This window comes from Acidovorax sp. MR-S7 (assembly GCF_000400995.2).
Classification (GTDB): domain Bacteria; phylum Pseudomonadota; class Gammaproteobacteria; order Burkholderiales; family Burkholderiaceae_C; genus MR-S7.
The window spans coordinates 1-24,134 of record NZ_DF238911.1 but is presented as its reverse complement, the minus strand read 5'-3'; the positions used below and the strand labels follow the sequence as shown (position 1 = coordinate 24,134).

General features: G+C 69.1%; 28 protein-coding genes. 8 read left to right on the top strand and 20 right to left on the bottom strand.

Annotation, left to right across the window (positions count from 1 at the left end; genetic code table 11):
• Positions 1-58: 58 nt before the first annotated feature.
• Entirely contained in the window at positions 59-607 is a 549-nt protein-coding gene (locus AVS7_RS07720; protein WP_020227864.1) for a cytochrome c5 family protein, read from the top strand.
• A 46-nt stretch (positions 608-653) separates the two neighbouring features.
• Here the strand turns inward: AVS7_RS07720 and AVS7_RS07715 are convergent, their stop codons facing one another.
• The 3 genes from AVS7_RS07715 to AVS7_RS07705 are packed head-to-tail and all read right to left on the bottom strand — an operon-like array spanning position 654 to position 2,682.
• A complete protein-coding gene (locus tag AVS7_RS07715; RefSeq protein ID WP_020227863.1) occupies positions 654-1,196 on the bottom strand; it encodes a DUF2946 family protein in 543 nt (180 codons plus the stop codon).
• Complete coding sequence (locus AVS7_RS07710) at positions 1,189-2,187, bottom strand: YheT family hydrolase (RefSeq protein ID WP_020227862.1); 999 nt, start codon at positions 2,185-2,187, stop codon at positions 1,189-1,191. The genes AVS7_RS07715 and AVS7_RS07710 overlap by 8 nt, the downstream gene beginning before the upstream one ends.
• Before the next feature lie 45 nt (positions 2,188-2,232).
• A complete protein-coding gene (locus AVS7_RS07705) occupies positions 2,233-2,682 on the bottom strand; it encodes a nuclear transport factor 2 family protein (RefSeq protein WP_020227861.1) in 450 nt (149 codons plus the stop codon).
• Positions 2,683-2,765: 83 nt separating this feature from the next.
• Here AVS7_RS07705 and AVS7_RS07700 point away from each other — a divergent pair, with 83 nt between their 5' ends.
• The 3 genes from AVS7_RS07700 to AVS7_RS07690 are packed head-to-tail and all read left to right on the top strand — an operon-like array spanning position 2,766 to position 4,792.
• Positions 2,766-3,350 carry a LemA family protein gene (locus AVS7_RS07700; protein WP_020227860.1) on the top strand — a complete coding sequence of 195 codons (585 nt, stop codon included), beginning with the start codon at positions 2,766-2,768 and terminating at the stop codon, positions 3,348-3,350.
• Between the two features lie 3 nt (positions 3,351-3,353).
• Entirely contained in the window at positions 3,354-4,250 is an 897-nt protein-coding gene (locus tag AVS7_RS07695) for a YgcG family protein (protein ID WP_020227859.1), read from the top strand.
• 11 nt (positions 4,251-4,261) lie between these two features.
• A complete protein-coding gene (locus AVS7_RS07690) occupies positions 4,262-4,792 on the top strand; it encodes a TPM domain-containing protein (RefSeq protein ID WP_020227858.1) in 531 nt (176 codons plus the stop codon).
• Here the strand turns inward: AVS7_RS07690 and pdeM are convergent.
• The 13 genes from pdeM to AVS7_RS07625 form a co-directional block, all read right to left on the bottom strand.
• On the bottom strand, positions 4,789-5,442 hold the full coding sequence (pdeM, locus tag AVS7_RS07685; protein WP_020227857.1) for a ligase-associated DNA damage response endonuclease PdeM: 654 nt from the start codon (positions 5,440-5,442) through the stop codon (positions 4,789-4,791). The two genes, AVS7_RS07690 and pdeM, sit on opposite strands and share 4 nt — an antisense overlap.
• A 74-nt stretch (positions 5,443-5,516) precedes the next feature.
• A complete protein-coding gene (locus AVS7_RS07680; protein WP_020227856.1) occupies positions 5,517-8,129 on the bottom strand; it encodes a ligase-associated DNA damage response DEXH box helicase in 2,613 nt (870 codons plus the stop codon).
• Positions 8,130-8,207: 78 nt separating this feature from the next.
• Complete coding sequence (locus AVS7_RS07675; RefSeq protein ID WP_020227855.1) at positions 8,208-9,851, bottom strand: ATP-dependent DNA ligase; 1,644 nt, start codon at positions 9,849-9,851, stop codon at positions 8,208-8,210.
• Entirely contained in the window at positions 9,848-10,891 is a 1,044-nt protein-coding gene (locus AVS7_RS07670) for a ligase-associated DNA damage response exonuclease (protein ID WP_020227854.1), read from the bottom strand. The genes AVS7_RS07675 and AVS7_RS07670 overlap by 4 nt, the downstream gene beginning before the upstream one ends.
• Positions 10,892-10,996: 105 nt before the next feature.
• The gene (locus tag AVS7_RS07665) at positions 10,997-11,413 is read right to left on the bottom strand and encodes a F0F1 ATP synthase subunit epsilon (RefSeq protein ID WP_020227853.1); all 417 of its coding nucleotides are present in this window, start codon (positions 11,411-11,413) and stop codon (positions 10,997-10,999) included.
• An 80-nt stretch (positions 11,414-11,493) separates the two neighbouring features.
• Positions 11,494-12,900 (bottom strand): F0F1 ATP synthase subunit beta, encoded by a 1,407-nt coding sequence (atpD, locus tag AVS7_RS07660; RefSeq protein ID WP_024001136.1) that lies wholly within the window; start codon positions 12,898-12,900, stop codon positions 11,494-11,496.
• A gap of 28 nt (positions 12,901-12,928) precedes the next feature.
• Positions 12,929-13,795: a F0F1 ATP synthase subunit gamma gene (gene atpG / locus AVS7_RS07655; RefSeq protein ID WP_020227851.1), complete on the bottom strand. Its 867-nt coding sequence runs from the start codon at positions 13,793-13,795 to the stop codon at positions 12,929-12,931.
• An 18-nt stretch (positions 13,796-13,813) separates the two neighbouring features.
• Positions 13,814-15,373 carry a F0F1 ATP synthase subunit alpha gene (gene atpA, locus AVS7_RS07650; protein ID WP_020227850.1) on the bottom strand — a complete coding sequence of 520 codons (1,560 nt, stop codon included), beginning with the start codon at positions 15,371-15,373 and terminating at the stop codon, positions 13,814-13,816.
• A 43-nt stretch (positions 15,374-15,416) separates the two neighbouring features.
• The gene (locus tag AVS7_RS07645; RefSeq protein ID WP_020227849.1) at positions 15,417-15,959 is read right to left on the bottom strand and encodes a F0F1 ATP synthase subunit delta; all 543 of its coding nucleotides are present in this window, start codon (positions 15,957-15,959) and stop codon (positions 15,417-15,419) included.
• A gap of 11 nt (positions 15,960-15,970) precedes the next feature.
• The gene (locus AVS7_RS07640; protein WP_020227848.1) at positions 15,971-16,441 is read right to left on the bottom strand and encodes a F0F1 ATP synthase subunit B; all 471 of its coding nucleotides are present in this window, start codon (positions 16,439-16,441) and stop codon (positions 15,971-15,973) included.
• 38 nt (positions 16,442-16,479) lie between these two features.
• Positions 16,480-16,728, bottom strand: a complete 249-nt coding sequence (gene atpE, locus AVS7_RS07635) for a F0F1 ATP synthase subunit C (protein ID WP_011803767.1) — start codon at positions 16,726-16,728, stop codon at positions 16,480-16,482.
• 48 nt (positions 16,729-16,776) lie between these two features.
• The gene (atpB, locus tag AVS7_RS07630) at positions 16,777-17,640 is read right to left on the bottom strand and encodes a F0F1 ATP synthase subunit A (protein ID WP_020227847.1); all 864 of its coding nucleotides are present in this window, start codon (positions 17,638-17,640) and stop codon (positions 16,777-16,779) included.
• Between the two features lie 22 nt (positions 17,641-17,662).
• Positions 17,663-18,130, bottom strand: a complete 468-nt coding sequence (locus AVS7_RS07625) for an ATP synthase subunit I (protein WP_020227846.1) — start codon at positions 18,128-18,130, stop codon at positions 17,663-17,665.
• Between the two features lie 227 nt (positions 18,131-18,357).
• Here AVS7_RS07625 and AVS7_RS07620 point away from each other — a divergent pair, with 227 nt between their 5' ends.
• The 3 genes from AVS7_RS07620 to lipA are packed head-to-tail and all read left to right on the top strand — an operon-like array spanning position 18,358 to position 20,338.
• Positions 18,358-18,645 carry a YbeD family protein gene (locus tag AVS7_RS07620; protein WP_020227845.1) on the top strand — a complete coding sequence of 96 codons (288 nt, stop codon included), beginning with the start codon at positions 18,358-18,360 and terminating at the stop codon, positions 18,643-18,645.
• A gap of 5 nt (positions 18,646-18,650) precedes the next feature.
• Positions 18,651-19,343, top strand: a complete 693-nt coding sequence (gene lipB, locus AVS7_RS07615; protein ID WP_024001135.1) for a lipoyl(octanoyl) transferase LipB — start codon at positions 18,651-18,653, stop codon at positions 19,341-19,343.
• A gap of 14 nt (positions 19,344-19,357) precedes the next feature.
• Complete coding sequence (lipA, locus tag AVS7_RS07610) at positions 19,358-20,338, top strand: lipoyl synthase (protein WP_024001133.1); 981 nt, start codon at positions 19,358-19,360, stop codon at positions 20,336-20,338.
• A gap of 63 nt (positions 20,339-20,401) precedes the next feature.
• Here lipA and ptsP read toward each other — a convergent pair whose 3' ends face one another.
• Genes ptsP through AVS7_RS07590 form a run of 4 tightly spaced genes read right to left on the bottom strand, consistent with a single transcriptional unit; the run spans position 20,402 to position 23,438 of the window.
• Positions 20,402-22,168 (bottom strand): phosphoenolpyruvate--protein phosphotransferase, encoded by a 1,767-nt coding sequence (gene ptsP, locus AVS7_RS07605; RefSeq protein WP_020227842.1) that lies wholly within the window; start codon positions 22,166-22,168, stop codon positions 20,402-20,404.
• 10 nt (positions 22,169-22,178) lie between these two features.
• Positions 22,179-22,448: an HPr family phosphocarrier protein gene (locus AVS7_RS07600; RefSeq protein WP_020227841.1), complete on the bottom strand. Its 270-nt coding sequence runs from the start codon at positions 22,446-22,448 to the stop codon at positions 22,179-22,181.
• A complete protein-coding gene (locus AVS7_RS07595) occupies positions 22,417-22,866 on the bottom strand; it encodes a PTS sugar transporter subunit IIA (protein WP_020227840.1) in 450 nt (149 codons plus the stop codon). The genes AVS7_RS07600 and AVS7_RS07595 overlap by 32 nt, the downstream gene beginning before the upstream one ends.
• Before the next feature lie 20 nt (positions 22,867-22,886).
• Positions 22,887-23,438, bottom strand: coding sequence for a hypothetical protein (locus tag AVS7_RS07590; RefSeq protein WP_020227839.1), 552 nt, complete (start codon positions 23,436-23,438; stop codon positions 22,887-22,889).
• Between the two features lie 96 nt (positions 23,439-23,534).
• Here AVS7_RS07590 and AVS7_RS07585 point away from each other — a divergent pair, with 96 nt between their 5' ends.
• Positions 23,535-24,038, top strand: coding sequence for a TlpA disulfide reductase family protein (locus tag AVS7_RS07585; protein WP_020227838.1), 504 nt, complete (start codon positions 23,535-23,537; stop codon positions 24,036-24,038).
• Positions 24,039-24,134: the final 96 nt, after the last annotated feature.

The following is a 24,134-nucleotide window of genomic DNA, read 5'->3' as shown; positions in this document are numbered from 1 at the left end:
ATAATGAAGGGCTCTTTTCCCCGCCCCACCACTACAACTGCAATCACCAGAGGATCTCATGAGCGTCACCCACGAAGAAGCGCACACCGGGCCGATCACGAACCCCAAGCAGCTCCTGGTCACCGTCATCTTTGCGTTTGTGCTCCCGGTCTTCGCCATCATCGGACTGGTGCTCTACGTGACCGCCGGCAACAAGCCCGCTGCCGGCTCCGGCAACCCCGAGCTGGCCATCGCCCAGCGCATCCAGAAGATCGGCACCGTGGAAGTGCGTGACGCCAACCGCCCCCTGCGTCCCGGCGAAGAGGTCTACAAGGGCCAGTGCGCCGCCTGCCACGCCACCGGCGCGGCCGGTGCGCCCAAGCTGGGCGACGCAGCGGCCTGGGCGCCGCGCATCCAGACCGGCTTCGAGGCGCTGGTGCATTCCGCGCTCAAGGGCAAGGGCGCCATGGCGCCCCAGGGCGGCGGCGACTTCGACGACACCGAGATCGCCCGCGGCGTGGCCTACATGGCCAATGCCGCCGGCGCCAAGTTCGAGGAACCGAACCGCCCCGGCGCCCAGGAAGGCGAAGGCGCCGCGCCTGCCGCTTCCGCCGCATCGGGCGGCTGAGGCCTCGCTCCCGCTCCCTCCGAAGCCGGCCCGTGTGGCCGGCTTTTTACTGGGCGCCTGCCTGCGCCTGCCGTGCCGCAGGGCTGGGCACGAAGCCGTAGGCGGCGGGCAAGTCGCTGCTCTGCACCTCGCGCGGCTGCCAGCGGCCGCGCTCGATGTCCTGTGCCACGGCGCCGACGTCCAGGCTGTGGACCAGGCCCAGGCCCGCCGCGCAGGCCAGGTACACGCGCCCGGCCTCGTCCACCAGGCACTCGCGCACGGCGCCGGCATCCAGGCCGGTGTGCGCCACGGGCGGGCCTCCGGCCTCCAGCCGCCAGACCAGGGGCGCGGCCTCCAGCTCCACGTAGACGCGCTGCGGCCCGTTCTGGAAGAACCAGCGCCCCTGCGCGTCCGGCTCGTAGTTGCGGTGGATGAAGGCGATGAGCCCGTCGTGCCGCAGCAGCGTGCCCCGCTCGGCCGGAAAGCTGCCGCGCGCTTGCACGGCCTCGTCGCGCAGCCACCATTGGCCGCGCGCGTCCAGCCCCAGCCAGCCATAGCAGTCGGGTACGTTGGGCCACTTGGCGATGGCCTGCTTCACGATGTCATCCATGCGCGGATTGTGCTACCAGCCACTGCGCCACGGTGTCGGGCAGTCCGCGCACATGGCCCGGCCACGCGCCCTGCGCGAAGCCCACGTGGCCGCCGTGGTCCGGCTGCCACAGCGTCACGTGCCGCCCCACCTGCCCGGGCCGCGGCAGGCTGGCAGCGGGCACGAAGGGGTCGTTGCGCGCGTTCAGCGCCAGCGCCGGCACGCGCACCTGCGGCAGCAGCGGCTTGGCGGAGGCGCGGCGCCAGTAGTCGTCGGCATCGCGAAAGCCGTGCAGGGGCGCGGTGAAGACGTCGTCGAACCCGTGCAGGTCGCGCGCGGCCAGCAGCGCGGCACGGTCGAACAGGCCGGGGTACTGGGCGAGCTTGGCCAGCGCCTTGGGCACCATGGTGCGCAGGAACATGCGCGTGTAGACCTGCCGGTTGAAGCCCCGGCCGATGGCCTGCCCGCCGGCCGCGAGGTCCAGCGGCGCGCAGATGGCGGCCACGGCGTCCACGCTGGCGGCTGCGGCGGCACCCCACTCGCCCGCCCAGCGCAGCAGCGCATTGCCGCCCAGCGACACGCCCACCGCCCACAGCGGCGCGCGCGTGCCGTCAGGTGCCCGCTGGCGCTGCACCAGGCGCACGAGCAGCCAGGCGATCTCCTCGTGGTCGCCCGAGTGGTAGGCGCGCGGCGCGCGGTTGATCTCGCCGCTGCAGCCGCGGAAATGCGGCACGGCGAAGTCCCAGCCGCGCTCGCGCGCCACGTCGGCGAAGCCCAGGGCGTAGTGGCTGCGCGACGACCCCTCCAGCCCGTGGAACAGCACCAGCAGCGGGCGCGGCGGGCCAGCCTCGCCACCCTGCAGGAAGTCCACGTCCACGAAGTCGCCGTCCGGCGCGTCCCAGCGCTCGCGCCGGTAGCGGGGCGCCGGCCCGAAGGTGCTGCGCGCGAACAGCGCGGGCCAGATGGTCTGCGCATGGCCGCCGCACAGCCAGGCTGGCGCTTCGTAATTCATAGCTGCTTGCGCTTTTCTGTCAAGGGCTAGAGGCCCAAAACACTCTCAATGCAGCACATGCTGCGGCGGCGCCGCAGCGTCGGCCTCGCGCAGCCCGCCCGTGCTCGCGTGGTGCGCGACGAGGCGCCAGCCCTGCGGGGTCTTGTGGTAGACGTTGGTGGCGGCGACCAGCGCCTCGCGCGGGCCGTCGGGCAGCATCACGCGCACATGCTCAACCACGCTGTGCACGGCGCTGGCCAGCGCCTGCACGCGCACCACCTGCGCGGGCCGCACGTTCAGACCGCCCTGCTCCAGCATGGCGATGAACGCGGCACGGATCGCGGCGGCCCCGAGCAGGCGCGCGCTGCCGGGGTGCACGCAGACGATCTCGTCCTCGTCGGCCCAGCAGGCCATCAGGCGCTCCACGTCGCCCGCCTGCAGGGCTTCGTAGAACGCGGTTTCGACGTCGTCGGGGGTGCCGGCCAAGAGGGCGGCGCGCTGCGCGGTTCGTGTCATGGCGACCCCGATTGTCCGCGCCATCGCGCGGCCTGTCACGGCACAATGCGCCATCTTCCGCGTTCAACGATTGGACCCGCACCATGAAACGACTCATCGCCACCCTCGCCGCCGCGCTGGCCCTGACGGGCTGCGGCTACAACGACTTCCAGCGCCTGGACGAGCAGTCGAAGGCCGCCTGGAGCGAGGTGCTCAACCAGTACCAGCGCCGCGCCGACCTGGTGCCCAACATCGTCGCCACCGTGAAGGGCGAGGCGAATTTCGAGCAGGAAACGCTGACCAAGGTGATCGAGGCGCGCGCCAAGGCCACCTCCATCCAGGTGACGCCCGAAACGCTGAACAACCCCGAGGCGTTCAACAAGTTCCAGCAGGCACAGGGCGAACTCTCCGGCGCGCTGAGCCGCCTGATGGTGGTGGCCGAGCGCTACCCGCAGCTGCAGGCCAACCAGGCGTTCCGCGACCTGCGCGTGACACTGGAGGGCACCGAGAACCGCATCACCGTGGCGCGCAACCGCTACATCCAGACCGTGCAGGAATACAACGTGCTCGCGCGCAGCTTCCCCACCAACCTCACGGCCAAGGTGTTCAGCTACGAGCCCAAGCCCAGCTTCACGGTGCAGAACGAGGCGCAGATCAGCACGCCGCCCGCCGTGGACTTCTCTAAGTAAAAAATGCCTCTGGCGCTTGTCTGGCAAGCGCTGGCAGCTATCTTTCTGGTAGTTGCCGGCGCCCTTCCCGCCGCCGCCCAGCCGCTGCGGGCCGTGCCTGCGCTCACCGCGCACATGATCGACCAGACCGCCACGCTGAGCGAGGCGCAGCGCCAGTCGCTGGAGACGCAGCTCGCGGCCATCGAGCAGCAGCACGGCTCGCAGGTCGTGGTGCTGATGGTGCCCACCACCGCGCCCGAGGACATCGCCGCCTTCGCCAACCGCGTGGGCAACGCCTGGAAGATCGGCCGGCGCGACGTGGGCGACGGCGTGCTCGTCATCGTCGCCAAGGACGACCGGCGCATGCGCATCGAGGTCGCCAAGGCGCTCGAAGGCGCGATCCCCGACATCGCGGCGGCGCGCATCATCGACGGCGCGATGAAGCCGCGCTTTCGCGAGAACGATTTCGCGGGCGGGCTGCAAGCCGCCGTGGCGCAAATCGGTGCGCGCATCGCGGGCGAGTCGCTGCCGCTGCCGCAGGAAGGCACAAAGCGCGCATCGCCAGGGGCGGACTGGACAGACCTCGCCATCTTCCTGTTCTTCGGCGTCATGGTCGCGGGGCCCATCGTGCGCCGCCTGTTCGGGCAGCGCCTGGGCGGGCTGGTGATGGGCGGCGGCGTGGGCGCGCTGGCCTTCCTGGCCACGGCCAGCATGCTGCTGGCCTCGGGCGCGGGCATCGCGGCGCTGCTCTACACCTGGATCTTCGCCGGGCGCGGCGCGCCCATCGTCTGGAACGGCGGCGGCTGGGGCGGCGGCCACGGCGGTGGCTGGGGCGGCGGGGGCGGCTTCGGGGGCGGCGGCGGATTCAGCTCCGGCGGCGGCGGGGATTTCGGCGGCGGCGGCGCCTCGGGCGACTGGTGAAGGCATCGAACATGGACAAGAACCGCACCGCATTCCTCCACCGCATCGCCCGCCTGCTGCGCCACCGCTGGGCCGAGGGCGGCCTGCGCCAGGCCCTGCCACCCGATCTGCTCGAACGCCTGGGCCAGCGCGTTGCCGCGAGCGAGCGCCGCCACACGGGCCAGATCCGCATCTGCATCGAGGGCGGGCTGCCGCTGTCGTACCTGTGGCGCGGAGCCGACGCGCGCGAGCGCGCCGTCACTCAGTTCGGCAAGCTGCGCGTGTGGGACACCGAGCACAACAACGGCGTGCTCATCTACCTGCTGCTGGCCGACCACGCGATCGAGATCGTGGCCGACCGGGGCCTGGCGCGCCGCGTGCCGCACGGCACCTGGCAGGCGATGGTCGGCCACATGCGCGCGGCCTTCCGCGCCGGGCGTTACGAGGATGGGCTGACGCAGGCGCTGGCCGAGGTGTCGGCGCTGCTGGTGGCGCATTTTCCTGCGGGGGACCGCGCGGTGCACGGCAACGAGCTGCCGGACGATCCCGTCGTCATCGGCTAAGGCAGGGCCCACACCTGTCCCGCCGCCACCGCGAACAAGCGGCGCCCCGGCGCGCGGCCGACCGTGTAGCCGCCCGTGAATTCGCCGAACGCGGGCAGCACGAGCAGGCCGGGCTCGCTCAGGAAGCAGGGCACGCGCAAGGCATCGCGCCCGCTGCCGCGCAGCACGGCGGCGGGGTGCAGATGGCCTGCCAGCACCCATCGTTCAGGATGGCGCTGTGGATGGTGGCAACAGGCGAAGGAGCCCAGCGGCCAGGGCTCGTCCACGATGCGTGCATCGAGCCAGGGCGGCGGGTCGCCCGCGTGGCTGTCATGGTTGCCGCGCACGAGCACCAGCTCCAATTCCGCGTGCCGCGCACGCCACTCGGCCAGCGCGCACAGCACGCCGCTGTTGTGGGCTTCCGCGGCGTGCAGGAAATCGCCCAGCACCACCAGCCGGCGTGCCTGTGGGTAACGGTCAAACAGCCATGACAGGCGATCCAGATTGCCCCGCGTGGTGCCGCCCGGCACGGGCAGGCCCCGGGCGCGGAAGGTGGCGGCCTTGCCCAGGTGCAGGTCGGCGGTGCAGAGCGTGGCGCCATCGGGCCACCAGAGCGCGCCTTCGGGCAGCAGATGGACGGTGGTATCGGCCAGGGGCAGTTCGATGTGCATGTCTTCCCATCCTCGCCGGATGTTCGATCACCGATCCGGCACGTTGAAGCCGTCGCACAGGCGGCGGGGCTCGGCTAGCGGCGGCTGCCACGCCGCTTTGCCGATGCCCGGCGGTCGCTGTCAGGCACGGCGGAGAAAGCCAGCCCGCTCTGCACGGCATGCGCCTCAGGCGGCGCTTCGTGCCGGCCGGTGGCGGCGTCGGCGGCGGCCTCCATGTCGCCCAGCATGCGCGCGATGCGGTCGGCCAACGCCTCGTTGGTGAGCTGTTCGCGAAAGCGCTCGACCATGAGCGGGAATGCGAAGGGCCCGGGCCGCGCCAGGGGCGAGAGCACCAGCCGCTGCGCCTGCATGGCCTGCAGGGCCGCGAGCAGCACGGCCACGTCCAGGTCCTGGCTCAGCACTTCCTCGTCGGCCTGGCGCAGCAGCAGGTTGCCCGCGTCGTACTGGCGGAAGACCTCGAAGAACAGCTGCGACGAGGCCTGCAGCTGCCGCGCGCTGCGCTGCTCGCCCGGGTGGCTCTGGAAGATGAGGCCAGCCACGCGCGCGATTTCGCGGAAGCGCCGGCGCGCCATCTCGGTGGCGTTGAGGCTGGCGAGCACTTCGTGCAGCAGCTCGGCGCGCGTGCCGGTGCGCAGCAGGCCGGGCAGCAGCGCGGGCCAGTCGCGCGCGGTGGCGCTGAGGATTTCCAGCCCGTAGTCGTTGACGGCGATGGAGAAGGTGCCCGGCGCCTGCTGCGCGGCCCGCCACGCGAACAGGCTGGCCAGGCCCAGGTGCGCGTGTCGCCCCGCGAACGGGTAGAGGAACAGGTGCCAGCCCTCGCGCGAACGCAGCGTCTCGGCCAGCAGCGTGCCGGGCGTGGGCAGTTGCGACCAGCGGCGCTGCACGTCGAGCAGCGGGCGTGCGGCGCGCAGCTCGGGGCTGGCGTAGCGGCCGCGCCCGGCCTGCGCGAGCTGGCGCACCATGAAGTCGGCCAGCACAGCCGACAGCGGCATGCGCGAGCCGGCCCAGCGCGGCACGGTGGGCTTGCGACGCGGGGCGGCGCGTACGAAGGCCGTCATCTCGCGCACGCGCACCAGTTCCAGCACGCGGCCGGCGAAAACGAAGCAGTCGCCGGGCTTGAGGCGGGCGATGAAGCCTTCTTCCACCGCGCCCAGGCGCGCGCCGCGCAGCACCTGCACGGTCATGCTCGCGTCGCTGACGATGGTGCCGATGTTGGCGCGGTGGCGCCGCGCCAGGCGCGCGTCGGGCAGGCGCCAGATGCCGTCCTCGCCCGGCACCACGCGGCGGTAGTCCGGGTAGGCGGCCAGCGACGGCCCGCCGCGCGCGACGAAGTCCAGGCACCACTGCCAGACTTCGCGCGGCAGATCGCGGTAGGCGGCGGTGCGGCGCACCTCGGCATAGAGCGCCTCGGGCGCGAAGCCGCCGCCCAGCGCCACGGTGGCCAGGTGCTGCACCAGCACATCGACCGGCTGGCGCGGGCTGCTGCGCGTTTCCACCCGGCCCGCATGCACGGCCGCGCGCGCGGCGGCGGCCTCCACCAGCTCCAGGCTGTGCGTGGGCACCAGCGTGATGCGCGAGGGCCGCCCCGGCGCGTGGCCGGATCGCCCGGCGCGCTGCAACAGCCGCGCCACGCCCTTGGCCGAGCCGATCTGCAACACGCGCTGCACGGGCAGGAAGTCCACGCCCAGGTCCAGGCTGCTGGTGCAGACCACGGCGCGCAGGCTGCCGCTTTTCAGCCCCGCCTCCACCCATTCGCGCACGGCGCGGTCGAGCGAGCCGTGGTGGATGGCGAGCTGCCCCGCCCAATCGGGCCGCGCGTCGAGCAGCGCCTGGTACCACTGCTCGGCCTGCGAGCGCACGTTGACGAAGACCAGCGTGGTGCCGGAGGATTCCTCCAGCGCGCGCACCACGGCGGGCAGCATGGACAGGCCCAGGTGCCCGGCCCAGGTGAAGCGCTCGGGCCGTTCGGGCAGCAGGGTATCGACGACGAGCTCCTTCTCGACCCGCCCGCGCACCAGCGCGCCGCCCTCGCGGCCCAGCAGCGCGTGCACCGCCTCATCGAGATTGCCGAGCGTGGCGGACATGCCCCAGACCATGAGGCGCGGGTTCCAGCCCGCGAGCCGCGCCAGCGCGAGCTGCACCTGCACACCGCGCTTGTTGCCCAGCAGCTCGTGCCATTCGTCGGCCACCACGAGGCGCACGCTGGCGAGATGCTCGCGCGCATCGGCGCGCGCCAGCAGCAGCGACAGGCTCTCGGGCGTGGTGACCAGCACCGTGGGCAGCCGCCGCGCCTGCGCGCTGCGCTCGGCGCTGCCGGTGTCGCCCGTGCGCGCGCCGATGCTCCAGTGCGGGGCCAGCGCTTCAAGCGGCGCGCAAAGCGCGCGCAGCGTGTCGGCGGCCAGAGCGCGCATGGGCGTGATCCACAGCACGGTGAGCGGCGGCGCTTTGCTTTTGATAGCTGCTCGCGCTTGTCCAGCAAGCGCTGGAGTCCGATTTGGCTTGTAATCCGCGAAGGCTTCCAGCGCACCGAGCCAGACGGCGTAGGTCTTGCCCGCGCCCGTGGTCGCATGCAGCAGCCCGGAGCGGCCGCGCACGATGGCGCGCCACACCTGCCGCTGGAACGCGAACGGCTGCCAGCCGCGCCCGGCGAGCCAGGATTCGGCGAGAGGGAAGGTGCGGGCAGCCATCGGCCTATGAGCCAAATCGGACTCCAGCGCTTGCTGGACAAGCGCTGGCAGCTATCAAAGAAGAAGCAATGCGGCGCATCATGGCAAGGGCAGCAGCGCCGCCAGCGTTTGCAGCGTGTCGGCCTCGTCCACCGGCTTGTCCTCGCGCCAGCGCAGCATGCGCGGGAATCGCACAGCGATGCCGCTCTTGTGCCGGCCGCTGCGCGCGATGCCCTCGAAGCCCAGTTCGAACACCAGCGTGGGCCGCACGCTGCGCACGGGGCCGAAGCTCTCCACGGTGGTCTTGCGGATGATGGCGTCCACGCGCGCCATCTCGGCGTCGGTCAGGCCCGAATACGCCTTGGCGAAGGGCACGAGCGTGCGGCCTTCGTCGCCGGGCGGGCCGCTCCACACGGCGAAGGTGTAGTCGCTGTAGAGGCTGGCGCGCCGGCCGTGGCCGCGCTGGGCGTAGATGAGCACGGCATCGACGCTCAGGGGGGCGATCTTCCATTTCCACCACGTGCCCACGTCCTTGGTGCGGCCCACGCCGTACTGCGCGGCGCGGGCCTTGAGCATCATGCCTTCCACGCCGCGATCGCGCGCGGATTCGCGCTGGCGGGCGAGGTCGGCCCAGTCGGCGCCCGCGAGCACGGGGCTGGCGATGAGCGCGGGGTGGGCCGCGCGGGCGAGCAGCGCGTCCAGCCGCGCGCGGCGTTCGTGCTGGGGCAGGCCGCGCAGGTCGTGGCCGCCCTCTTCCAGCAGGTCGTACGCCAAGAGCGCCACGGGCAGCTCGCGCAGGATCTTGGGGCCGAGCGTCTTGCGGCCGATGCGCTTTTGCAGGTCGGCGAAGGGGCGTGCGCGCTCGCCGTCCCAGACGACGATCTCGCCGTCGATCACCGTGCCCTCGGGCAGCGCCTGCATGCCCATGGCCTGGAGTTCGGGGAAGCGGTCGCTCACCAGTTCTTCGCCGCGCGTCCAGAGCCACGCGCCTTCCGCGCGGCGCACGAGCTGGGCGCGGATGCCGTCCCATTTCCATTCCACGATCCAGTCCGCGGGCGGGCCGAGCGCGTCATCGAACCGCTCCACGGGCAGCGCCAGCGGATGGGCGAGGAAGAACGGATACGGATGGCCCTGCGCCGCCGCGTCGTCATCGGGCGAGACGAGGCGCAGGTAGTCCGCCGCACCGGGCTGCGCGCCCACACCGGTGTAGCCCATGAGGCGCTGCGCGATGCGCTTGGCATCCACCCCGCTCACCGCCGCGAGCGCCTGCGTGACTTGCAGGCGCGACACGCCTACGCGGAACGCGCCGGTGATGAGCTTGAAGTACACCAGCCGCTCCTCGGGCGCGAGCCGTTCCCACTGCGCGCGCAGGCGCTCGGCCTGGGTGTCGGGCGAGAGGCCGCGCAGCGGCAGCAGGTGGTCACGCAGCCATTGCGCCAGGCCCAGCGGCGGCGCCCCGGCGGCGGGCGAGGGCAGCAGCAGCGCGATGGTTTCGGCGAGGTCGCCCACGGCCTCGTAGCTTTCGTCGAACAGCCATTCGGGCAGGCCCGCCGCCTCGCGTGCCACGGCGCGCAGCCATTTGGTAGGCACGAGCTGGCGCGGCTTGCCGCCCGCGAGGAAGTACACGGCCCAGGCTGCATCCTCGGGCGGCGCGGCGCGCAGATATTCGCGCAGCGCCGCCTGCTTGGCGAGGTTGGAGGTGCTGGCGTCCAGCGCCTGGTAGAGCGCGGCGAAGGCTTTCATGGCGGGGGTTCCGCAGGCGCGGCGGCGTCCGCAGGCCCTTCGTCCTCGTCGCCGTATTCGGTGCGGAACGCCTGCGCGTCGAGCCCCTGCTCGCGCAGCCAGCGCACCATGACGGCCACGCTGCCGTGGGTGACGAACACCTGCCCGGCCCCCGTGGCGGCGATGGCGGTCTGCAGCCCCGGCCAGTCGGCATGGTCGGAGAGCACGAAGCCCCGATCCACGCCGCGCCGCCGGCGCGTGCCGCGCAGCCGCATCCAGCCGCTGGCGAAGGCGTCGGCATGGCGCGGGAAGCGGCGCATCCACGGCGTGCCCTGGGCCGAAGGGGGTGCGAGCACCAGGGCCTGGCGCAGAGTGTCGGCGTCCAGCCCCGCGTCGGTGGCGTGGCGCGTGGGCGGCAGCGCCACGCCCGCGGCGCGGTAGGCGGCATTGAGCGGTTCCACCGCGCCATGCACGAGGATCGGGCCGATGCCCGCGTCCACGCCCTGCAGGATGCGCTGCGCCTTGCCGAAGGCGTAGCAGAACAGCACGGAGGGCCGTCCCTCGGCGGCATTGGCCTGCCACCAGGCGTTCACCTCGGCCCAGAGCGCGGCCTGCGCGGGCCAGCGGTAGATGGGCAGGCCGAAGGTGGATTCGGTGATGAAGGTGTCGCAGCGCACCGGCTCGAACGGCGCGCAGGTGCCGTCGGCGTCGAGCTTGTAGTCGCCCGAGGCGACCCAGACGCGCCCGCCGTGCTCCATGCGCACCTGCGCCGATCCGAGCACGTGGCCGGCCGGGTGCAGCGAGATGCGCACGCCCTGGTGCTCGACGGCCGCGCCGTAGGGCAGCGTCTGCAGGGCGATGTCGTCGCCCAGGCGGGCGCGCAGCACGCCGGCGCTGTCCTCGTGCGCGAGGTAGTGCGCATGGCCGCGCCGCGCATGGTCGCCGTGCGCGTGGGTGATGACCGCGCGCTCCACGGGCCGCCAGGGGTCGATGTAGAAATCGCCGGGCGGGCAATACAGGCCCTCGGGCCGGGCCACGACCAGGTCGGTGGGATTCGCCATGGCCCATGCTAGGGCGGGCCGGCGCGCCGCCGCGTCGGACGCCGCCGCGGCACGGGCGAAAAAAAGCCGCCCTGAAGGCGGCTGGCTGGCACCCCTGGAAGGGAATCAGCGCTTCTGGCGGTACTTGCGCAGAGCGGCAATCTGGGCGGCCATGACGGCCAGCTCGGACTGGGCCTTGGCCAGGTCGATCTCGCTCCTGGCGTTCTTGAGGGCTTCCTCGGCGGACGCCTTGGCTTCCTGGGCCTTCTGGTCGTCCAGATCCTTGCCGCGGATGGCGGTGTCGGACAGCACGGTTACGCGGTCGGGCTGCACTTCGAGGATGCCGCCGGCCACGAAGACGAATTCCTCGTTGCCGTCGGCCATTTCGATGCGCACCGAGCCGGGCTTGATGCGGGTGATCAGCGGCGTGTGCTTGGGCAGGATGCCCAGCTCGCCCGCCTCGCCGGGCAGCGCGACGAAGCGCGCCTCGCCGGAGAAGATGGACTCTTCGGCACTGACCACGTCGACGTGGATGGTGTTCATCTTTGCTCCTTGCAAAAGGGGATGGCAAGCCTTTCAGAACCGGGGCCGGCGGGCGTCGTGGACGGCCGGCCCTGCGGCCATCAGGCGACCTTCTTCGCCTTTTCGAAGGCTTCGTCGATAGTGCCGACCATGTAGAACGCCTGCTCGGGCAGGTGGTCGCATTCGCCGGCCACGATCATCTTGAAGCCGCGGATGGTCTCGGCCAGCGAGACGTACTTGCCGGGCGAGCCCGTGAACACTTCGGCCACGTGGAACGGCTGCGACAGGAAACGCTGGATCTTGCGGGCGCGGGCCACGGCCAGCTTGTCCTCGGGTGCCAGTTCGTCCATGCCCAGGATGGCGATGATGTCGCGCAGTTCCTTGTAGCGCTGCAGCGTGCCCTGCACGTCGCGGGCCACCTTGTAGTGCTCTTCACCGACGACCTGCGGGTCGAGCTGGCGGCTGGTGGAGTCCAGCGGGTCCACGGCGGGGTAGATACCCAGCGAAGCGATGTCGCGCGACAGCACCACGGTGGAGTCCAAGTGGGCGAAGGTCGTGGCGGGCGAGGGGTCGGTCAAGTCGTCCGCAGGCACGTACACGGCCTGGATCGAGGTGATCGAGCCGACCTTGGTGGAGGTGATGCGCTCTTGCAGGCGGCCCATTTCCTCGGCCAGCGTCGGCTGGTAGCCCACGGCGGAGGGCATGCGGCCCAGCAGGGCGGACACTTCGGTACCAGCCAGTGTGTAGCGGTAGATGTTGTCCACGAAGAACAGCACGTCGCGGCCTTCGTCGCGGAACGACTCGGCGATGGTCAGGCCGGTCAGGGCCACGCGCAGACGGTTGCCCGGGGGCTCGTTCATCTGGCCGTAGACCATGGCTACCTTGGACTCGCCCAGGTTCTCCAGGTTCACGACGCCGGAGTCGGCCATCTCGTGGTAGAAGTCGTTGCCCTCGCGGGTACGCTCGCCCACGCCGGCGAACACGGACAGACCCGAGTGCGCCTTGGCGATGTTGTTGATGAGTTCCATCATGTTCACGGTCTTGCCCACGCCGGCGCCGCCGAACAGGCCCACCTTGCCGCCCTTGGCGAACGGGCAGACCAGGTCGATCACCTTGATGCCGGTTTCGAGCAGCTCCTGCGAGGGGCTCAGCTCGTCATAAGCGGGCGCCTTGCGGTGGATGGAAGCCGTGAGGGCTTGGTCCACGGGGCCGCGCTCGTCGATGGGGTTGCCCAGCACGTCCATGATGCGGCCCAGGGTGGCCTTGCCCACGGGCACGGTGATGGGGGCTGCGGTGTTGGTGACCATCAGGCCGCGCTTCAGACCGTCGGACGAGCCGAGGGCGATGGTACGCACCACGCCGTCGCCGAGCTGCTGCTGCACTTCCAGCGTCAGGGCCGAGCCTTCGAGCTTGAGGGCGTCGTACACCTTGGGCATCTGGTCGCGCGGAAACTCCACGTCCACCACGGCGCCGATACATTGAACAATCTTGCCTTGCACTTGAGCCATTTTTTGCTCCAGAAATTTGTGAAACCGGTTAGACGGCTGCCGCACCCGCGACGATCTCCGAAAGTTCCTTCGTGATCGCGGCCTGGCGCGTCTTGTTGTAGACCAGCTTGAGCTCGTTGATGACGTTGCCCGCGTTGTCGGTGGCGGCCTTCATGGCCACCATGCGCGCCGACTGCTCCGAGGCCATGTTCTCGGCCACGGCTTGGTAGATCAGCGACTCGACGTAGCGCACGAGCAGCTCGTCGATCACGGTCTGCGCATCGGGCTCGTAGATGTAGTCCCAGCCGTGCTCGGTCTTCTCGGCCTGCATCTTCTCGGACGAGAGGGGCAGCAACTGCTCCACCACCGATTCCTGCTTCATGGTGTTGATGAACTTGGTGTACGAGAGGTACACCGCGTTGATCTTGCCTTCGGCGTAAGCGTCGAGCAGCACCTTGACGGGGCCGATGAGCTTCTCGAGATGCGGCGTGTCGCCCAGGCCCGTGACGTGCGAGACCACCTTGGCGCCGACGCGGTTCAGGAAGCCCAGGCCCTTGTTGCCGATGGCCACCGCCTGCGTTTCCACGCCAGCGGACTGCAACTCGCGCAGCTTGGCCGTCACGGCGCGCAGCACGTTGGTGTTCATGCCGCCGCACAGCCCCTTGTCCGTCGTCACCACGATGACGCCCGCCGCCTTCGCGTCGTTCGTCTTCATGAAGGGATGGACATACTCGGGGTTGGCATGACCGAGGTTGGCGGCGATGTTGCGCACCTTCTCGGCGTACGGACGGGCCGCACGCATGCGGTCCTGCGCCTTGCGCATCTTGGACGCGGCCACCATTTCCATGGCCTTGGTGATCTTCTTGGTGTTCTCCACCGATTTGATCTTGCCGCGTATTTCCTTGCCTGCTGCCATGATGGCTCCTCGTCCGGTTTAAGCGAACGACTTCTTGAACGCCGTGATGGCTTGCGTCAGCTCGGCCTCGTCCTTGCCTTCCTTGTCGAACGCACGGCTCTTCTCCAGGCGCTCCAGCAGGGCGGCATGGCTGGTCTTGAGGAACTGGTGCAGGCCGGACTCGAAGGACAGGACCTTCTTCACGTCCACGTCGTCCAGGAAGCCCTTGTTCACGGCGAACAGCGTCGCGCCCATCAGGCTGACGGGCAGCGGGCTGTACTGCGCCTGCTTGAGCAGTTCGGTCACGCGGGCGCCGCGGTCGAGCTGCTTGCGGGTGGCTTCGTCCAGGTCGGAGGCGAACTGCGCGAAGGCAGCCAATTCACGGTACTGCGCCAGGTCGGTACGGATACCGCCGGACAGGCCCTTGATGATCTTCGTCTGTGCCGACGAACCCACGCGCGACACCGAGATACCGGCGTTGATGGCGGGGCGGATACCGGCGTTGAACAGGCTGGTTTCCAGGAAGATCTGGCCGTCGGTGATCGAGATCACGTTGGTCGGCACGAACGCGGACACGTCGCCGGCCTGCGTCTCGATGATCGGCAGCGCGGTCAGCGAGCCGGTCTTGCCCTTGACCTCGCCCTTGGTGAAGGCTTCGACGTAGTCGGCGTTGACGCGGGCGGCACGCTCCAGCAGGCGGCTGTGCAGGTAGAACACGTCGCCAGGGTAGGCTTCGCGGCCTGGCGGACGGCGCAGCAGCAGCGAAACCTGGCGGTAGGCCACGGCCTGCTTGGACAGGTCGTCATAGACGATCAGCGCGTCTTCGCCGCGGTCGCGGAAGTATTCGCCCATCGTGCAGCCGGAGTAGGCCGACACGTACTGCATGGCGGCGGACTCGGAAGCCGAGGCGGCCACGACGATGGTGTAGTCCATGGCGCCGGCCTGTTCCAGGGCGCGCACCACGTTCTTGATCGACGAAGCCTTCTGGCCGATGGCGACGTAGATACACGTCACGCCCTGGCCCTTCTGGTTGATGATGGCGTCGATGGCCACGGCCGTCTTGCCGGTCTGGCGGTCGCCGATGATCAGCTCGCGCTGGCCGCGGCCGATCGGCACCATGGAGTCGATGGACTTCAGGCCGGTCTGCAGCGGCTGGTCCACGGACTGGCGAGCGATCACGCCGGGAGCGACCTTCTCGATCACGTCCGTCATCTTGGCGTTGATCGGACCCTTGCCGTCGATCGGCTGGCCCAGGGCGTTCACCACGCGGCCGATCAGTTCGGGGCCCACGGGCACTTCCAGGATGCGGCCCGTGCACTTGACGGTGTCGCCTTCGGAGATGTGCTCGTACTCGCCCAGAATCACGGCGCCGACGGAGTCGCGCTCAAGGTTCAGCGCCAGGCCGTAGGTGGGCTGGCCGTCCGCCGTGGCGGGGAATTCCAGCATTTCGCCCTGCATCACGTCGGACAGGCCATGCACGCGCACGATACCGTCCGTCACGGACACCACGGTGCCCTGGTTGCGGATGTCGCTGCTGGCTGCCAGCCCTTCGATGCGGCTCTTGATCAGTTCAGAAATTTCTGCGGGATTGAGTTGCATGACTCTTTCCTTCTTTCTTTAAATAGCCGAAACCTCCAGCCGCTCAGGCCGTGAGGGCCGCTTTCATTTGTTCCAGACGGGCCTTGACGGAAGTGTCGAGCACCTCATCGCCCACCACCACGCGCACGCCGCCGATCAGCGTCTCGTCCTGTTGCACGGAGAGATTGAGCTTGCGGCCGAAGCGCTTTTGCAGCGTGGTGCCGAGGTCGGCCAATGCTTGCGCATCCAGCGGGAAGGCGCTGTACACCACGGCATCCGAGGAGCCGTTGCTGCGATTGACCAGTGCGCGGAACTGGGCCGCGATTTCGGGCAGCGCCTGCACGCGGCCGTTGTCGATCACGGTGCGCAGGAAGTTCTGGGCCAGATCGGGCAACGCCGAGCGGGCCACGCCCGCGATGACGTCGAACACCTGGTTCGTCGTCACCTTCGGGTTGTCTGCCAGCTGGCGCAATTGGGGATTGGCGGCAATCGCCGCCAGCTCGTCCACCCAGGCTGCGGCGCCGTTCAGGTCCGCACCGGCTTTGTCGGTGCAGGCCTTGTACAGCGCCTCGGCGTAAGGGCGGGCAATGGTGGCGAGTTCTGCCATTGGATGCTCCCTTACAGCTCGGTCTTCAGGCGGTTCAGCAGATCGGCATGGACACCGGCATTGACTTCCTTGCGGAGAATCTGCTCGGCGCCCTTGACGGCCAGCGCGGCCACCTGCTCGCGCAGGGCTTCGCGGGCGGTGACCGCCTGCTGCTCGGCCTCGGCGCGGGCGGCGGCGACAATCTTGTTGCCTTCGTCGGTGGCGCGTGCCTTGGCCTCTTCGATGATGGCCTGCGCGCGGCGCTCGGCATCGGCCAGGCGCGTCGCGGTTTCGTTGCTGGCGGCGGCCAGTTCCTGCTTCACGCGCTGGTCAGCAGCGGCGAGCTCGGTCTTGGCACGGTCGGCAGCGGCGAGACCATCGGCGATTTTCTGGGCTCGTTCATCCAGCGCCTTCGCGATCGGGGGCCACACGAACTTCATCGTGAACAGCACCAGGATCAGGAAGACGATGGCCTGAACGAACAGGGTCGCGTTGATACTCACGGCAACACCTTTCTATTCGTTGGCGTTGATCGGAGTGCTTAGGCCAGGACGAAGGGGTTGGCGAAAGCGAACAGCAGGGCGATGGCCACGCCGATCAGGAAGGCGGCGTCGATCAGACCGGCCAAGATGAACATCTTGGTTTGGAGTTCGTTGATCAGCTCGGGCTGGCGAGCGGACGATTCCAGGAACTTGCCGCCCATCAGAGCGATACCGATCGAAGCGCCGATAGCGCCGAGACCCACGATCAGACCACAAGCCAGAGCGACGAGACCGAGAATGTTTTCCATGATGACTCCTAGAGATGAAAAGAAAGGTTGGAAAGGAAAAGGAAAGGATCAGTGAGCTTCATGCGCCTGGCCGAGGTAGATCAGCGTCAGCATCATGAAAATGAAGGCCTGCAGGGTGATGATCAGAATGTGGAAGATCGCCCAGATAGAGCCCGCAATGATGTGCCCCACGGGGAGCAACACACCAGAGAGCGACATAGCCGCCGCGCCGCCCATCAGGGCGATCAGCATGAACACCAACTCACCAGCGTACATGTTGCCGAACAGTCGCATGCCATGCGAGACCGTCTTGGCAACGTATTCGATGATCTGCATGAGCAGATTGACCACACCCAGGATCAGGGCGAAGACGGGATTCTTGCTGGTGCCGAAAGGCGCCGTCACCAGTTCATGGGCCCAGCCACCCACGCCCTTGATCTTGATGCTGTATACGAAGCACAGGATCAGCACCGCGGTGGACAGGCCCAGAGTGGTGGAGAGGTCGGCAGTGGGCACCACGCGCAGGTAGGCATGGTGGTCGCCGGTTGCGCCTTGCCAGAGCACCGGCAGCAGGTCGACGGGCAGCAGGTCCATGGCGTTCATCAGGAAGATCCAGACGAACACCGTGAGCGCCAGGGGAGCGATGAATTGGCGGCTCTGGGCGTTGTGGATGTTGGCCTTGGCCTGGTTGTCCACCATTTCCACGAGCATTTCCACGGCGGCCTGAAAACGGCCCGGCACGCCGGAGGTGGCCTTGCGCGCAGCCAGCCACATGAGGAACAAACCCAGCACGCCCAGAGTCACACTGACCGCAATGGAATCGAAATTGACCACCGAGAAGTCGATGATGGACTTCTGCTTGATGTTCTGAAGATGCTGCAGGTGGTGAACGATGTATTCACTTGCAGTCGGGGCGTTCGCATCTGCGGCCATCGGACAACTCTTCTCTCAAATATCAATCGGTTCGTCGGACACCGGGCCGCGCCAGCAGCGCGATCCAGTACGTTTTCATCGTCACCACCATGCCGACCAGCAGCGCCAGCCAGCTCAGCCCCGGCACCAGCCGGGGCGCCGCCGCCAACATGGCGACGGTCAACACAATCTTGACCAGCTCCCATCCGAAGAGCCCGGCCATGGCCGCCCCTGCGGATGCACGCTTGCGCGCCATGCCCCGCGCGAACAGCGCCGCGGGAATCACCACCGCCAAGGCGCCGTATCCGGCGGACCAGGCCACCTGCACCTGCCCTGTCAGCAACCATGCCGACAGCGCGACCAGCACACCCACCCCTGCCTGGCTCCCGACGATGCGCCAGACCGACACGGCCGGGTGGCGACTGCGCCACTCCTGGGCCTCTTGCGCGGCCAGGGGCTTGAAGTCGGGATCTTCGGCCTCAGCTTCTGTCCCGAGGGCGTCTGTTTTCATGCGCGAAGATTGCCTGTGCGGCAGACCAAAACTTTCACAAAGCCCTTGATTATAAGTAAAAACCCCGGGCAATCCACAAGCCCCCGCTGCGTGCTGCCATCGGGGGCCGGCCTGCGCCATTGTGGCGGCAGACCAACGCGGCCGGAAATCAAGCTTACCTTTGGCAGGCATACCATCGCGATTCATCCCCATCGCGATCGCGCCGCGCGACAGAAGAAAGACCTGAAATGACCACACCCGCCACCCCGGATCCGCGCAAGGATTCGCTGATCGAGTACCCCTCGCGCTTCCCCATCAAGGTGATGGGCGCCAAGGTCGACGGGTTCGTTCACGCGGTGACCGAGGTGGCGCGCCGCTTCGACCCAGGCTTCGACGCTTCCACCATCGAGCTGCGCGACAGCCGCGCCGGCAACTACCTCGGCGTCACGATCACCATCACCGCCACCAGCCGCGAGCAGCTCGACGATCTGTATCGCGCACTGTCGTCGCATCCCATGGTCAAGGTCGTGCTCTGAACGCCATGGAGCTGCGCATGCTCGGGCGCGTGCCCTACGACGCGACCCTGGAGGCCATGCGGCGCTTCACCGAGGAGCGCACGCAGGAGACGCCCGACACGCTCTGGATCTGCGAACACCCGCCTGTGTTCACGCAAGGCCTGGCGGGCAAGGACGGCCACATCCTGCAACCCGGCGGCATCCCCGTGGTGCACACCAACCGCGGCGGCCAGGTCACGCACCACGGCCCCGGGCAGGTCGTGGCCTACCCGCTCGTGGACCTGCGGCGCGCAGGCTACTACGTCAAGGAATACGTCTACCGCCTCGAAGAGGCCGTGATCCGCACGCTGGCGCACTTCGGCGTGACGGGCCACCGCGTGGCGGGCGCGCCCGGCATCTACGTGCGTCTGGACGACCCGTTCGGGCACGCCCTCCTGCCCCAGCGGCCCCAGCAGCGCGGTGCCGCCGCCCCGCCTTCTCCGCCCGACTTCACCGGCCTGGGCAAGATCGCCGCGCTGGGCATCAAGGTCACGCGCCACTGCACCTACCACGGCGTGGCGCTCAACGTGGCCATGGACCTGGAACCCTTCTCCCGTATCAACCCTTGCGGTTACGCAGGCCTTCCGACGGTGGACCTTTCTACAATCGGCGCACGAACCACCTGGGACGAAGCCGCCGCGGTACTGGGCCAACAGCTCTGCACGCGCCTCGCACCCTGACTTTCCCCGCAGCCATGAGCACTCCCGAAGTCGTGCGCGAAGCGCAATCCCCCGAGGCCTACAACCCGCTGGCCAAGCAAAAGGCCGCGGCCAAGCTTTCGCGCATTCCGATCAAGGTCGAGCAGGGCGAAGTGCTCAAGAAGCCCGAGTGGATCCGCGTGAAGGCGGGCAGCCCCACCACGCGCTTCTACGAGATCAAGCAGATCCTGCGCGAGAGCAACTTGCACACGGTGTGCGAGGAAGCGAGCTGCCCCAACATCGGCGAATGCTTCGGCAAGGGCACGGCCACGTTCATGATCATGGGCGACAAATGCACGCGCCGCTGCCCGTTCTGCGACGTGGGACACGGCCGCCCCGACCCGCTGGACAAGGATGAGCCACTGAACCTGGCGAAGACCATCGCCAAGCTGCGCCTGAAGTACGTGGTGATCACCAGCGTGGACCGCGACGACCTGCGCGACGGCGGCTCGGGCCACTTCGTGGAGTGCATCCAGCGCACGCGCGAACTCTCGCCCGCCACGCAGATCGAGATCCTCGTACCCGACTTCCGCGGCCGCGACGACCGCGCGCTGGAGATCCTCAAAGCCGCGCCGCCGGACGTGATGAACCACAACCTGGAGACCATCCCGCGCCTCTACAAAGAAGCGCGCCCCGGATCGGACTACCAGTTCAGCCTGAACCTGCTGAAAAAGTTCAAGGCCCTGCACCCCAAGGTGCCGACCAAGAGCGGCATCATGGTCGGCCTGGGCGAGACCGACGAGGAGATCCTGCAGGTGATGCGCGACATGCGCGCGCACGACATCGACATGCTGACCATCGGCCAGTACCTCGCGCCCAGCAACAGCCACTTGCCGGTGCGCCGCTACGTGCACCCGGACACCTTCAAGATGTTCGAGGAAGAGGCATACAAGATGGGCTTCTCGCACGCCGCCGTGGGCGCGATGGTGCGCTCCAGCTACCACGCCGACCAGCAGGCGCACGCCGCCGGTGTTTGAAGCCAATCGACCTCTAGCGCTTATCCAGCAAGCGCCAGCAGCTACCAAAAAAATAGTAATCGGCTAGGGCGACAGCAGCGCTGCCGGATCGTCGCTGACCAGCACCTGCTGCGCCCAGTCGGCGAGCTTGCGCGTGTCGGCGCGCAGCACTTCCTGCTTGACGGCGAGGATCTGCGCCGGCTGCATCGAGAAGCTGCGCAGGCCCAGGCCCAGCAGCAGGCGCGTCATGGTCACGTCGCCCGCCATCTCGCCGCACACGCTCACGCTCTTGCCCTGACGGGCCCCTGCCGCGATCACATCGGCCACCAAGCGCAGCACGGCGGGGTGCAGCGGGTCGTACAGGTGGGCCACCGCCTCGTCGGCGCGGTCGATGGCCAGCGAATACTGGATCAGGTCGTTGGTGCCGATGGAGAGGAAGTCGAAGTGGCGCAGGAACTCGCGCACGATGAGCGCCGCGGCCGGCACCTCGATCATGGCGCCCACCTCCACCGGGCCGTAGGCCGCGCCGCGCGTGTCCAGCTCGGCGCGCGCCAGGTCGAGTTGCGCCAGCGTCTGGCGGATCTCGCCTGCATGCGCCAGCATGGGAAAGAGCAGCTTGACCTTGCCGTGCCCCGCAGCGCGCAGCACGGCGCGCAGCTGGGTGCGGAACATGGCCGGTTCGGCCAGGCTCCAGCGGATGGCGCGCAGGCCCAGCGCGGGGTTGAGCGAGCTGTCCTTGTGGCCCTTGTCCAGCGGCTTGTCGGCACCCACGTCCACCGTGCGGATGGTGACGGGCAGGCCCTGCATGCCCTCGACCGCCTCGCGGTAGGCGCGGTATTGCTCCTCCTCGTCGGGCAGGCGGCCCCCGCGGCCCATGAACAGGAATTCGCTGCGGAACAGGCCCACGCCCACGGCGCCCACCCCCAGGGCGGCGGCGGCATCCGCAGGCTGCTCGATGTTGGCCAGCAGCTCGATGGCCTGGGCGTCCAGCGTGACGGCCGGCGTGTGCAGCAGGCGGGCCAAACGCTCGCGCTCCAGCGCGATCTGGCGCTGGCGGAAGCGGTATTCGGCCAGGATGATGGGCGAGGGATCGACGATGACCACGCCGGCGTCGCCGTCAATGATGACCCAGTCGTCCTGGCGCACGAGCTGGCTGGCCCCGCGCGCGCCCACGACGGCCGGGATGTCCATGCTGCGCGCGACGATGGCCGTGTGGCTGGTCTTGCCGCCCACGTCGGTGACGAAGCCGGCGAACACGCTCTGCTTGAACTGCAGCATGTCGGCCGGCGAGAGGTCGTGCGCCACCAGCACCAGGGGCACCTCGGTGCTGCCCTCGGGCAGCAGCTCGGCCTGCAGGCCCTGCTCGGCGCGGCGCCGGGGGCTGGCGGGCGGCGGCCCGACGGGGCTGCCCACGCCCTTCATGTGGCGCAGGATGCGCTCGACCACCTGCTCCAGGTCGGCCTTGCGCTCGCGCAGGTAGTCGTCCTCCATCTCGTCGAACTGGCGGCTGATGATCTCCAGCTGCGTGGTCAGCGCCCATTCGGCGTTGTAGAGGCGGTCGCGGATCCAGTGCTTGACGCCGCTGACGAGCATTTCGTCCTGCAGCAGCATGAGGTGCACGTCCAGCAGCGCGGCCAGCTCGTGCGGGGCGTCGGGCGGCATGTCGGTCTGCAGGCGCTGCAGCTCGCCGATCACCGCGTTGCGGCCATTGCGGATGCGCAGGATCTCGGCCTCGACCTGATCCTGCTCGATGAAGTAATGCACCACCTCCATGCGGCTCGCGGCCGCCAGCACCGCACGCCCGATGGCGATGCCGCGTGCGACTGCCAGGCCGTGGACGGAGAAGGTCATATGCCGCTTTCTACTCGCCTTCGCCGAACTTGCCGTTGATCAGGGCCAGGAGTGCATCCATCGCCTCCTGCTCCTGCACGCCGTCGGTTTCTATCTCGACCTGCGCGCCCAGGCCCGCGGCCAGCATCATCACGCCCATGATGCTCTTGGCGTTGATGCGGCGGTCGCCGCGGCTCATCCAGACGTCGCAGGGGAAGCTGCCCGCCAGCTTGGTGAGCTTGGCGGAGGCGCGGGCATGCAGGCCCAGCTTATTGCTGATGGTGATGGTGTTCTTGATCATGGGATGCACGTCGGGTCTGGTTCTGCGGCGCGGCCACGGCCACCGGCATCACGCCCTGCGCGCCACCGGCCAGCGCGCGCTCGGCCAGGGCCTCCAGCGGCTCGGCGCGGTAGCCCACGGCGCGCAGCAGCATGGGCAGGTTCACGCCCGCCACGAGGCGCGTGCGCACGCCGTCCACGAGGCGCTGGGCTACGTTGCACGGTGTGGCGCCGAACACGTCGGCCAGCACGAGGACGGAGGCACTGCCCTGCTGCTGCAGCAGGATGCGCGCGGCGGCCAGCGTCTCCTCCGGCGGTTCGTTCGGCGGCACGTCCAGCGCCAGCACGTCGGATGCGCAATCAGGAAACACGTGCAGCGCGCATTCGCGCAGCGCATGGGCCAGGGGGGCGTGGGCGATGAGGAGGAGGCGCGTGTTCATGGGCGGCAGCAATGACCGCATTATGGCTGCAGCACCAGGGCGTCGAAGAAGGTGCCGGCGGCCGCCTCACCGCGCGTTCTGTGCGGTTCGCGCGTGTAGACCACAGCATGGTAGAGGCGTGCCTGCGTGCCTTCCAGCCGGGCGAACCACACCGCCTCGGCGGCCACGGCGCTGCCGTCGGGCGCGCGCCCGCGCGCGGCCATGCGCACCGACTGCGGCAGGTCCAGCGCGCGGGCGGGAACGAAGCGCGCATGCGGCCCGTCGGGCGGTTCAGCCTGCATGCGCCCGCGCACCGCCGCGCGCCACACGTCCAGCGTGGCGCCGGCCTGGGACGGGTCGGCCAGCAGCAGGTGCGAGACCACGAACGTGGCGCCGTCGGCCTCGCAGCCGGTCATGGCCAGCTCCACCGGCCCGCGCCCCAGGTCCACCGGGCGCGTGGCGTGTTCGGGCTTGCAGGGCAGGGAGAGAGTGAGGCCGGCCTCGGGGATGGACACGCTGCGCCAGTTCAGCGCGGGGCTGCAGGCGGCCAGCGCACAGGCGCTGGTGATGGCAAAGAAAAGGCGACGGAGCATGGCGAGGATTATTTCCGCGAACTTCCGCGCGCGACGGCGATCCACCCTGCGGCACAATGGGCGCAGCATGCGCACGAACGACGGGGAATCCAGGATATGCAAGTGAAGAAGTGGCTGGTAGCGGGCGCCGTGGCGGCATGTGCCGCCGTGGCGGCGGTGGTGGTGCTGGGCACCGGGGCATCGGCCGCGCCGCAGTCCACCTTCGTATTGCTCGACGGCTCGCGCCAGACCACCCAGGATCTGCGCGGCAAGGTCGCGCTGGTGAACTTCTGGGCCACGAGCTGCACGACGTGCGTGGCGGAAATGCCCGAGATCGTCGCCACCTACGACAAGTTCAAGGACCGCGGCTTCGAAACCCTGGCCGTCGCCATGAGCTACGACCCGCCGAGCTACGTGGTGAACTTCACCGAGACGCGCAAGCTGCCGTTCAAGGTGGCCATCGACAATACCGGCGAGGTGGCCCGCGCCTGGGGCGATGTGAAGCTGACGCCCTCCACCTTCATCGTCAACAAGCGCGGGGAGATCGTGAAGAGCTTCGTGGGCGCCCCCGATTTCGCGGAGCTGCACAAGCTCATCGAGCGCCTGCTGGCCGAGGCCTGATCCCTCCTGCCACCCCCAAAAGCAAAGGCTCTGTCACAAATCTGTGTTGATGACCGGCACTCCGATGGCGTCGAGCAAGAGCTGGCGCGGCTTTGC

Excerpts from the sequence above, each read along its gene's own strand:
- AVS7_RS07595 (WP_020227840.1), bottom strand. The coding sequence starts at position 22,866 with ATGAACACGCGCCTCCTCCTCATCGCCCACGCCCCCCTGGCCCATGCG.
- AVS7_RS07590 (WP_020227839.1), bottom strand. The coding sequence starts at position 23,438 with ATGCTCCGTCGCCTTTTCTTTGCCATCACCAGCGCCTGTGCGCTGGCC.
- pdeM (WP_020227857.1), bottom strand. The coding sequence starts at position 5,442 with ATGCACATCGAACTGCCCCTGGCCGATACCACCGTCCATCTGCTGCCC.
- atpE (WP_011803767.1), bottom strand. The coding sequence starts at position 16,728 with ATGGAAAACATTCTCGGTCTCGTCGCTCTGGCTTGTGGTCTGATCGTG.
- AVS7_RS07680 (WP_020227856.1), bottom strand. The coding sequence starts at position 8,129 with ATGGCTGCCCGCACCTTCCCTCTCGCCGAATCCTGGCTCGCCGGGCGC.
- ptsP (WP_020227842.1), bottom strand. The coding sequence starts at position 22,168 with ATGACCTTCTCCGTCCACGGCCTGGCAGTCGCACGCGGCATCGCCATC.
- AVS7_RS07690 (WP_020227858.1), top strand. The coding sequence starts at position 4,262 with ATGGACAAGAACCGCACCGCATTCCTCCACCGCATCGCCCGCCTGCTG.
- AVS7_RS07620 (WP_020227845.1), top strand. The coding sequence starts at position 18,358 with ATGACCACACCCGCCACCCCGGATCCGCGCAAGGATTCGCTGATCGAG.
- atpG (WP_020227851.1), bottom strand. The coding sequence starts at position 13,795 with ATGGCAGCAGGCAAGGAAATACGCGGCAAGATCAAATCGGTGGAGAAC.
- AVS7_RS07720 (WP_020227864.1), top strand. The coding sequence starts at position 59 with ATGAGCGTCACCCACGAAGAAGCGCACACCGGGCCGATCACGAACCCC.
- AVS7_RS07675 (WP_020227855.1), bottom strand. The coding sequence starts at position 9,851 with ATGAAAGCCTTCGCCGCGCTCTACCAGGCGCTGGACGCCAGCACCTCC.
- lipB (WP_024001135.1), top strand. The coding sequence starts at position 18,651 with ATGGAGCTGCGCATGCTCGGGCGCGTGCCCTACGACGCGACCCTGGAG.
- atpA (WP_020227850.1), bottom strand. The coding sequence starts at position 15,373 with ATGCAACTCAATCCCGCAGAAATTTCTGAACTGATCAAGAGCCGCATC.
- atpB (WP_020227847.1), bottom strand. The coding sequence starts at position 17,640 with ATGGCCGCAGATGCGAACGCCCCGACTGCAAGTGAATACATCGTTCAC.
- AVS7_RS07670 (WP_020227854.1), bottom strand. The coding sequence starts at position 10,891 with ATGGCGAATCCCACCGACCTGGTCGTGGCCCGGCCCGAGGGCCTGTAT.
- AVS7_RS07715 (WP_020227863.1), bottom strand. The coding sequence starts at position 1,196 with ATGGATGACATCGTGAAGCAGGCCATCGCCAAGTGGCCCAACGTACCC.
- AVS7_RS07585 (WP_020227838.1), top strand. The coding sequence starts at position 23,535 with ATGCAAGTGAAGAAGTGGCTGGTAGCGGGCGCCGTGGCGGCATGTGCC.
- AVS7_RS07600 (WP_020227841.1), bottom strand. The coding sequence starts at position 22,448 with ATGATCAAGAACACCATCACCATCAGCAATAAGCTGGGCCTGCATGCC.
- AVS7_RS07695 (WP_020227859.1), top strand. The coding sequence starts at position 3,354 with ATGCCTCTGGCGCTTGTCTGGCAAGCGCTGGCAGCTATCTTTCTGGTA.
- AVS7_RS07625 (WP_020227846.1), bottom strand. The coding sequence starts at position 18,130 with ATGAAAACAGACGCCCTCGGGACAGAAGCTGAGGCCGAAGATCCCGAC.
- lipA (WP_024001133.1), top strand. The coding sequence starts at position 19,358 with ATGAGCACTCCCGAAGTCGTGCGCGAAGCGCAATCCCCCGAGGCCTAC.
- AVS7_RS07705 (WP_020227861.1), bottom strand. The coding sequence starts at position 2,682 with ATGACACGAACCGCGCAGCGCGCCGCCCTCTTGGCCGGCACCCCCGAC.
- AVS7_RS07710 (WP_020227862.1), bottom strand. The coding sequence starts at position 2,187 with ATGAATTACGAAGCGCCAGCCTGGCTGTGCGGCGGCCATGCGCAGACC.
- AVS7_RS07645 (WP_020227849.1), bottom strand. The coding sequence starts at position 15,959 with ATGGCAGAACTCGCCACCATTGCCCGCCCTTACGCCGAGGCGCTGTAC.
- AVS7_RS07665 (WP_020227853.1), bottom strand. The coding sequence starts at position 11,413 with ATGAACACCATCCACGTCGACGTGGTCAGTGCCGAAGAGTCCATCTTC.
- atpD (WP_024001136.1), bottom strand. The coding sequence starts at position 12,900 with ATGGCTCAAGTGCAAGGCAAGATTGTTCAATGTATCGGCGCCGTGGTG.
- AVS7_RS07700 (WP_020227860.1), top strand. The coding sequence starts at position 2,766 with ATGAAACGACTCATCGCCACCCTCGCCGCCGCGCTGGCCCTGACGGGC.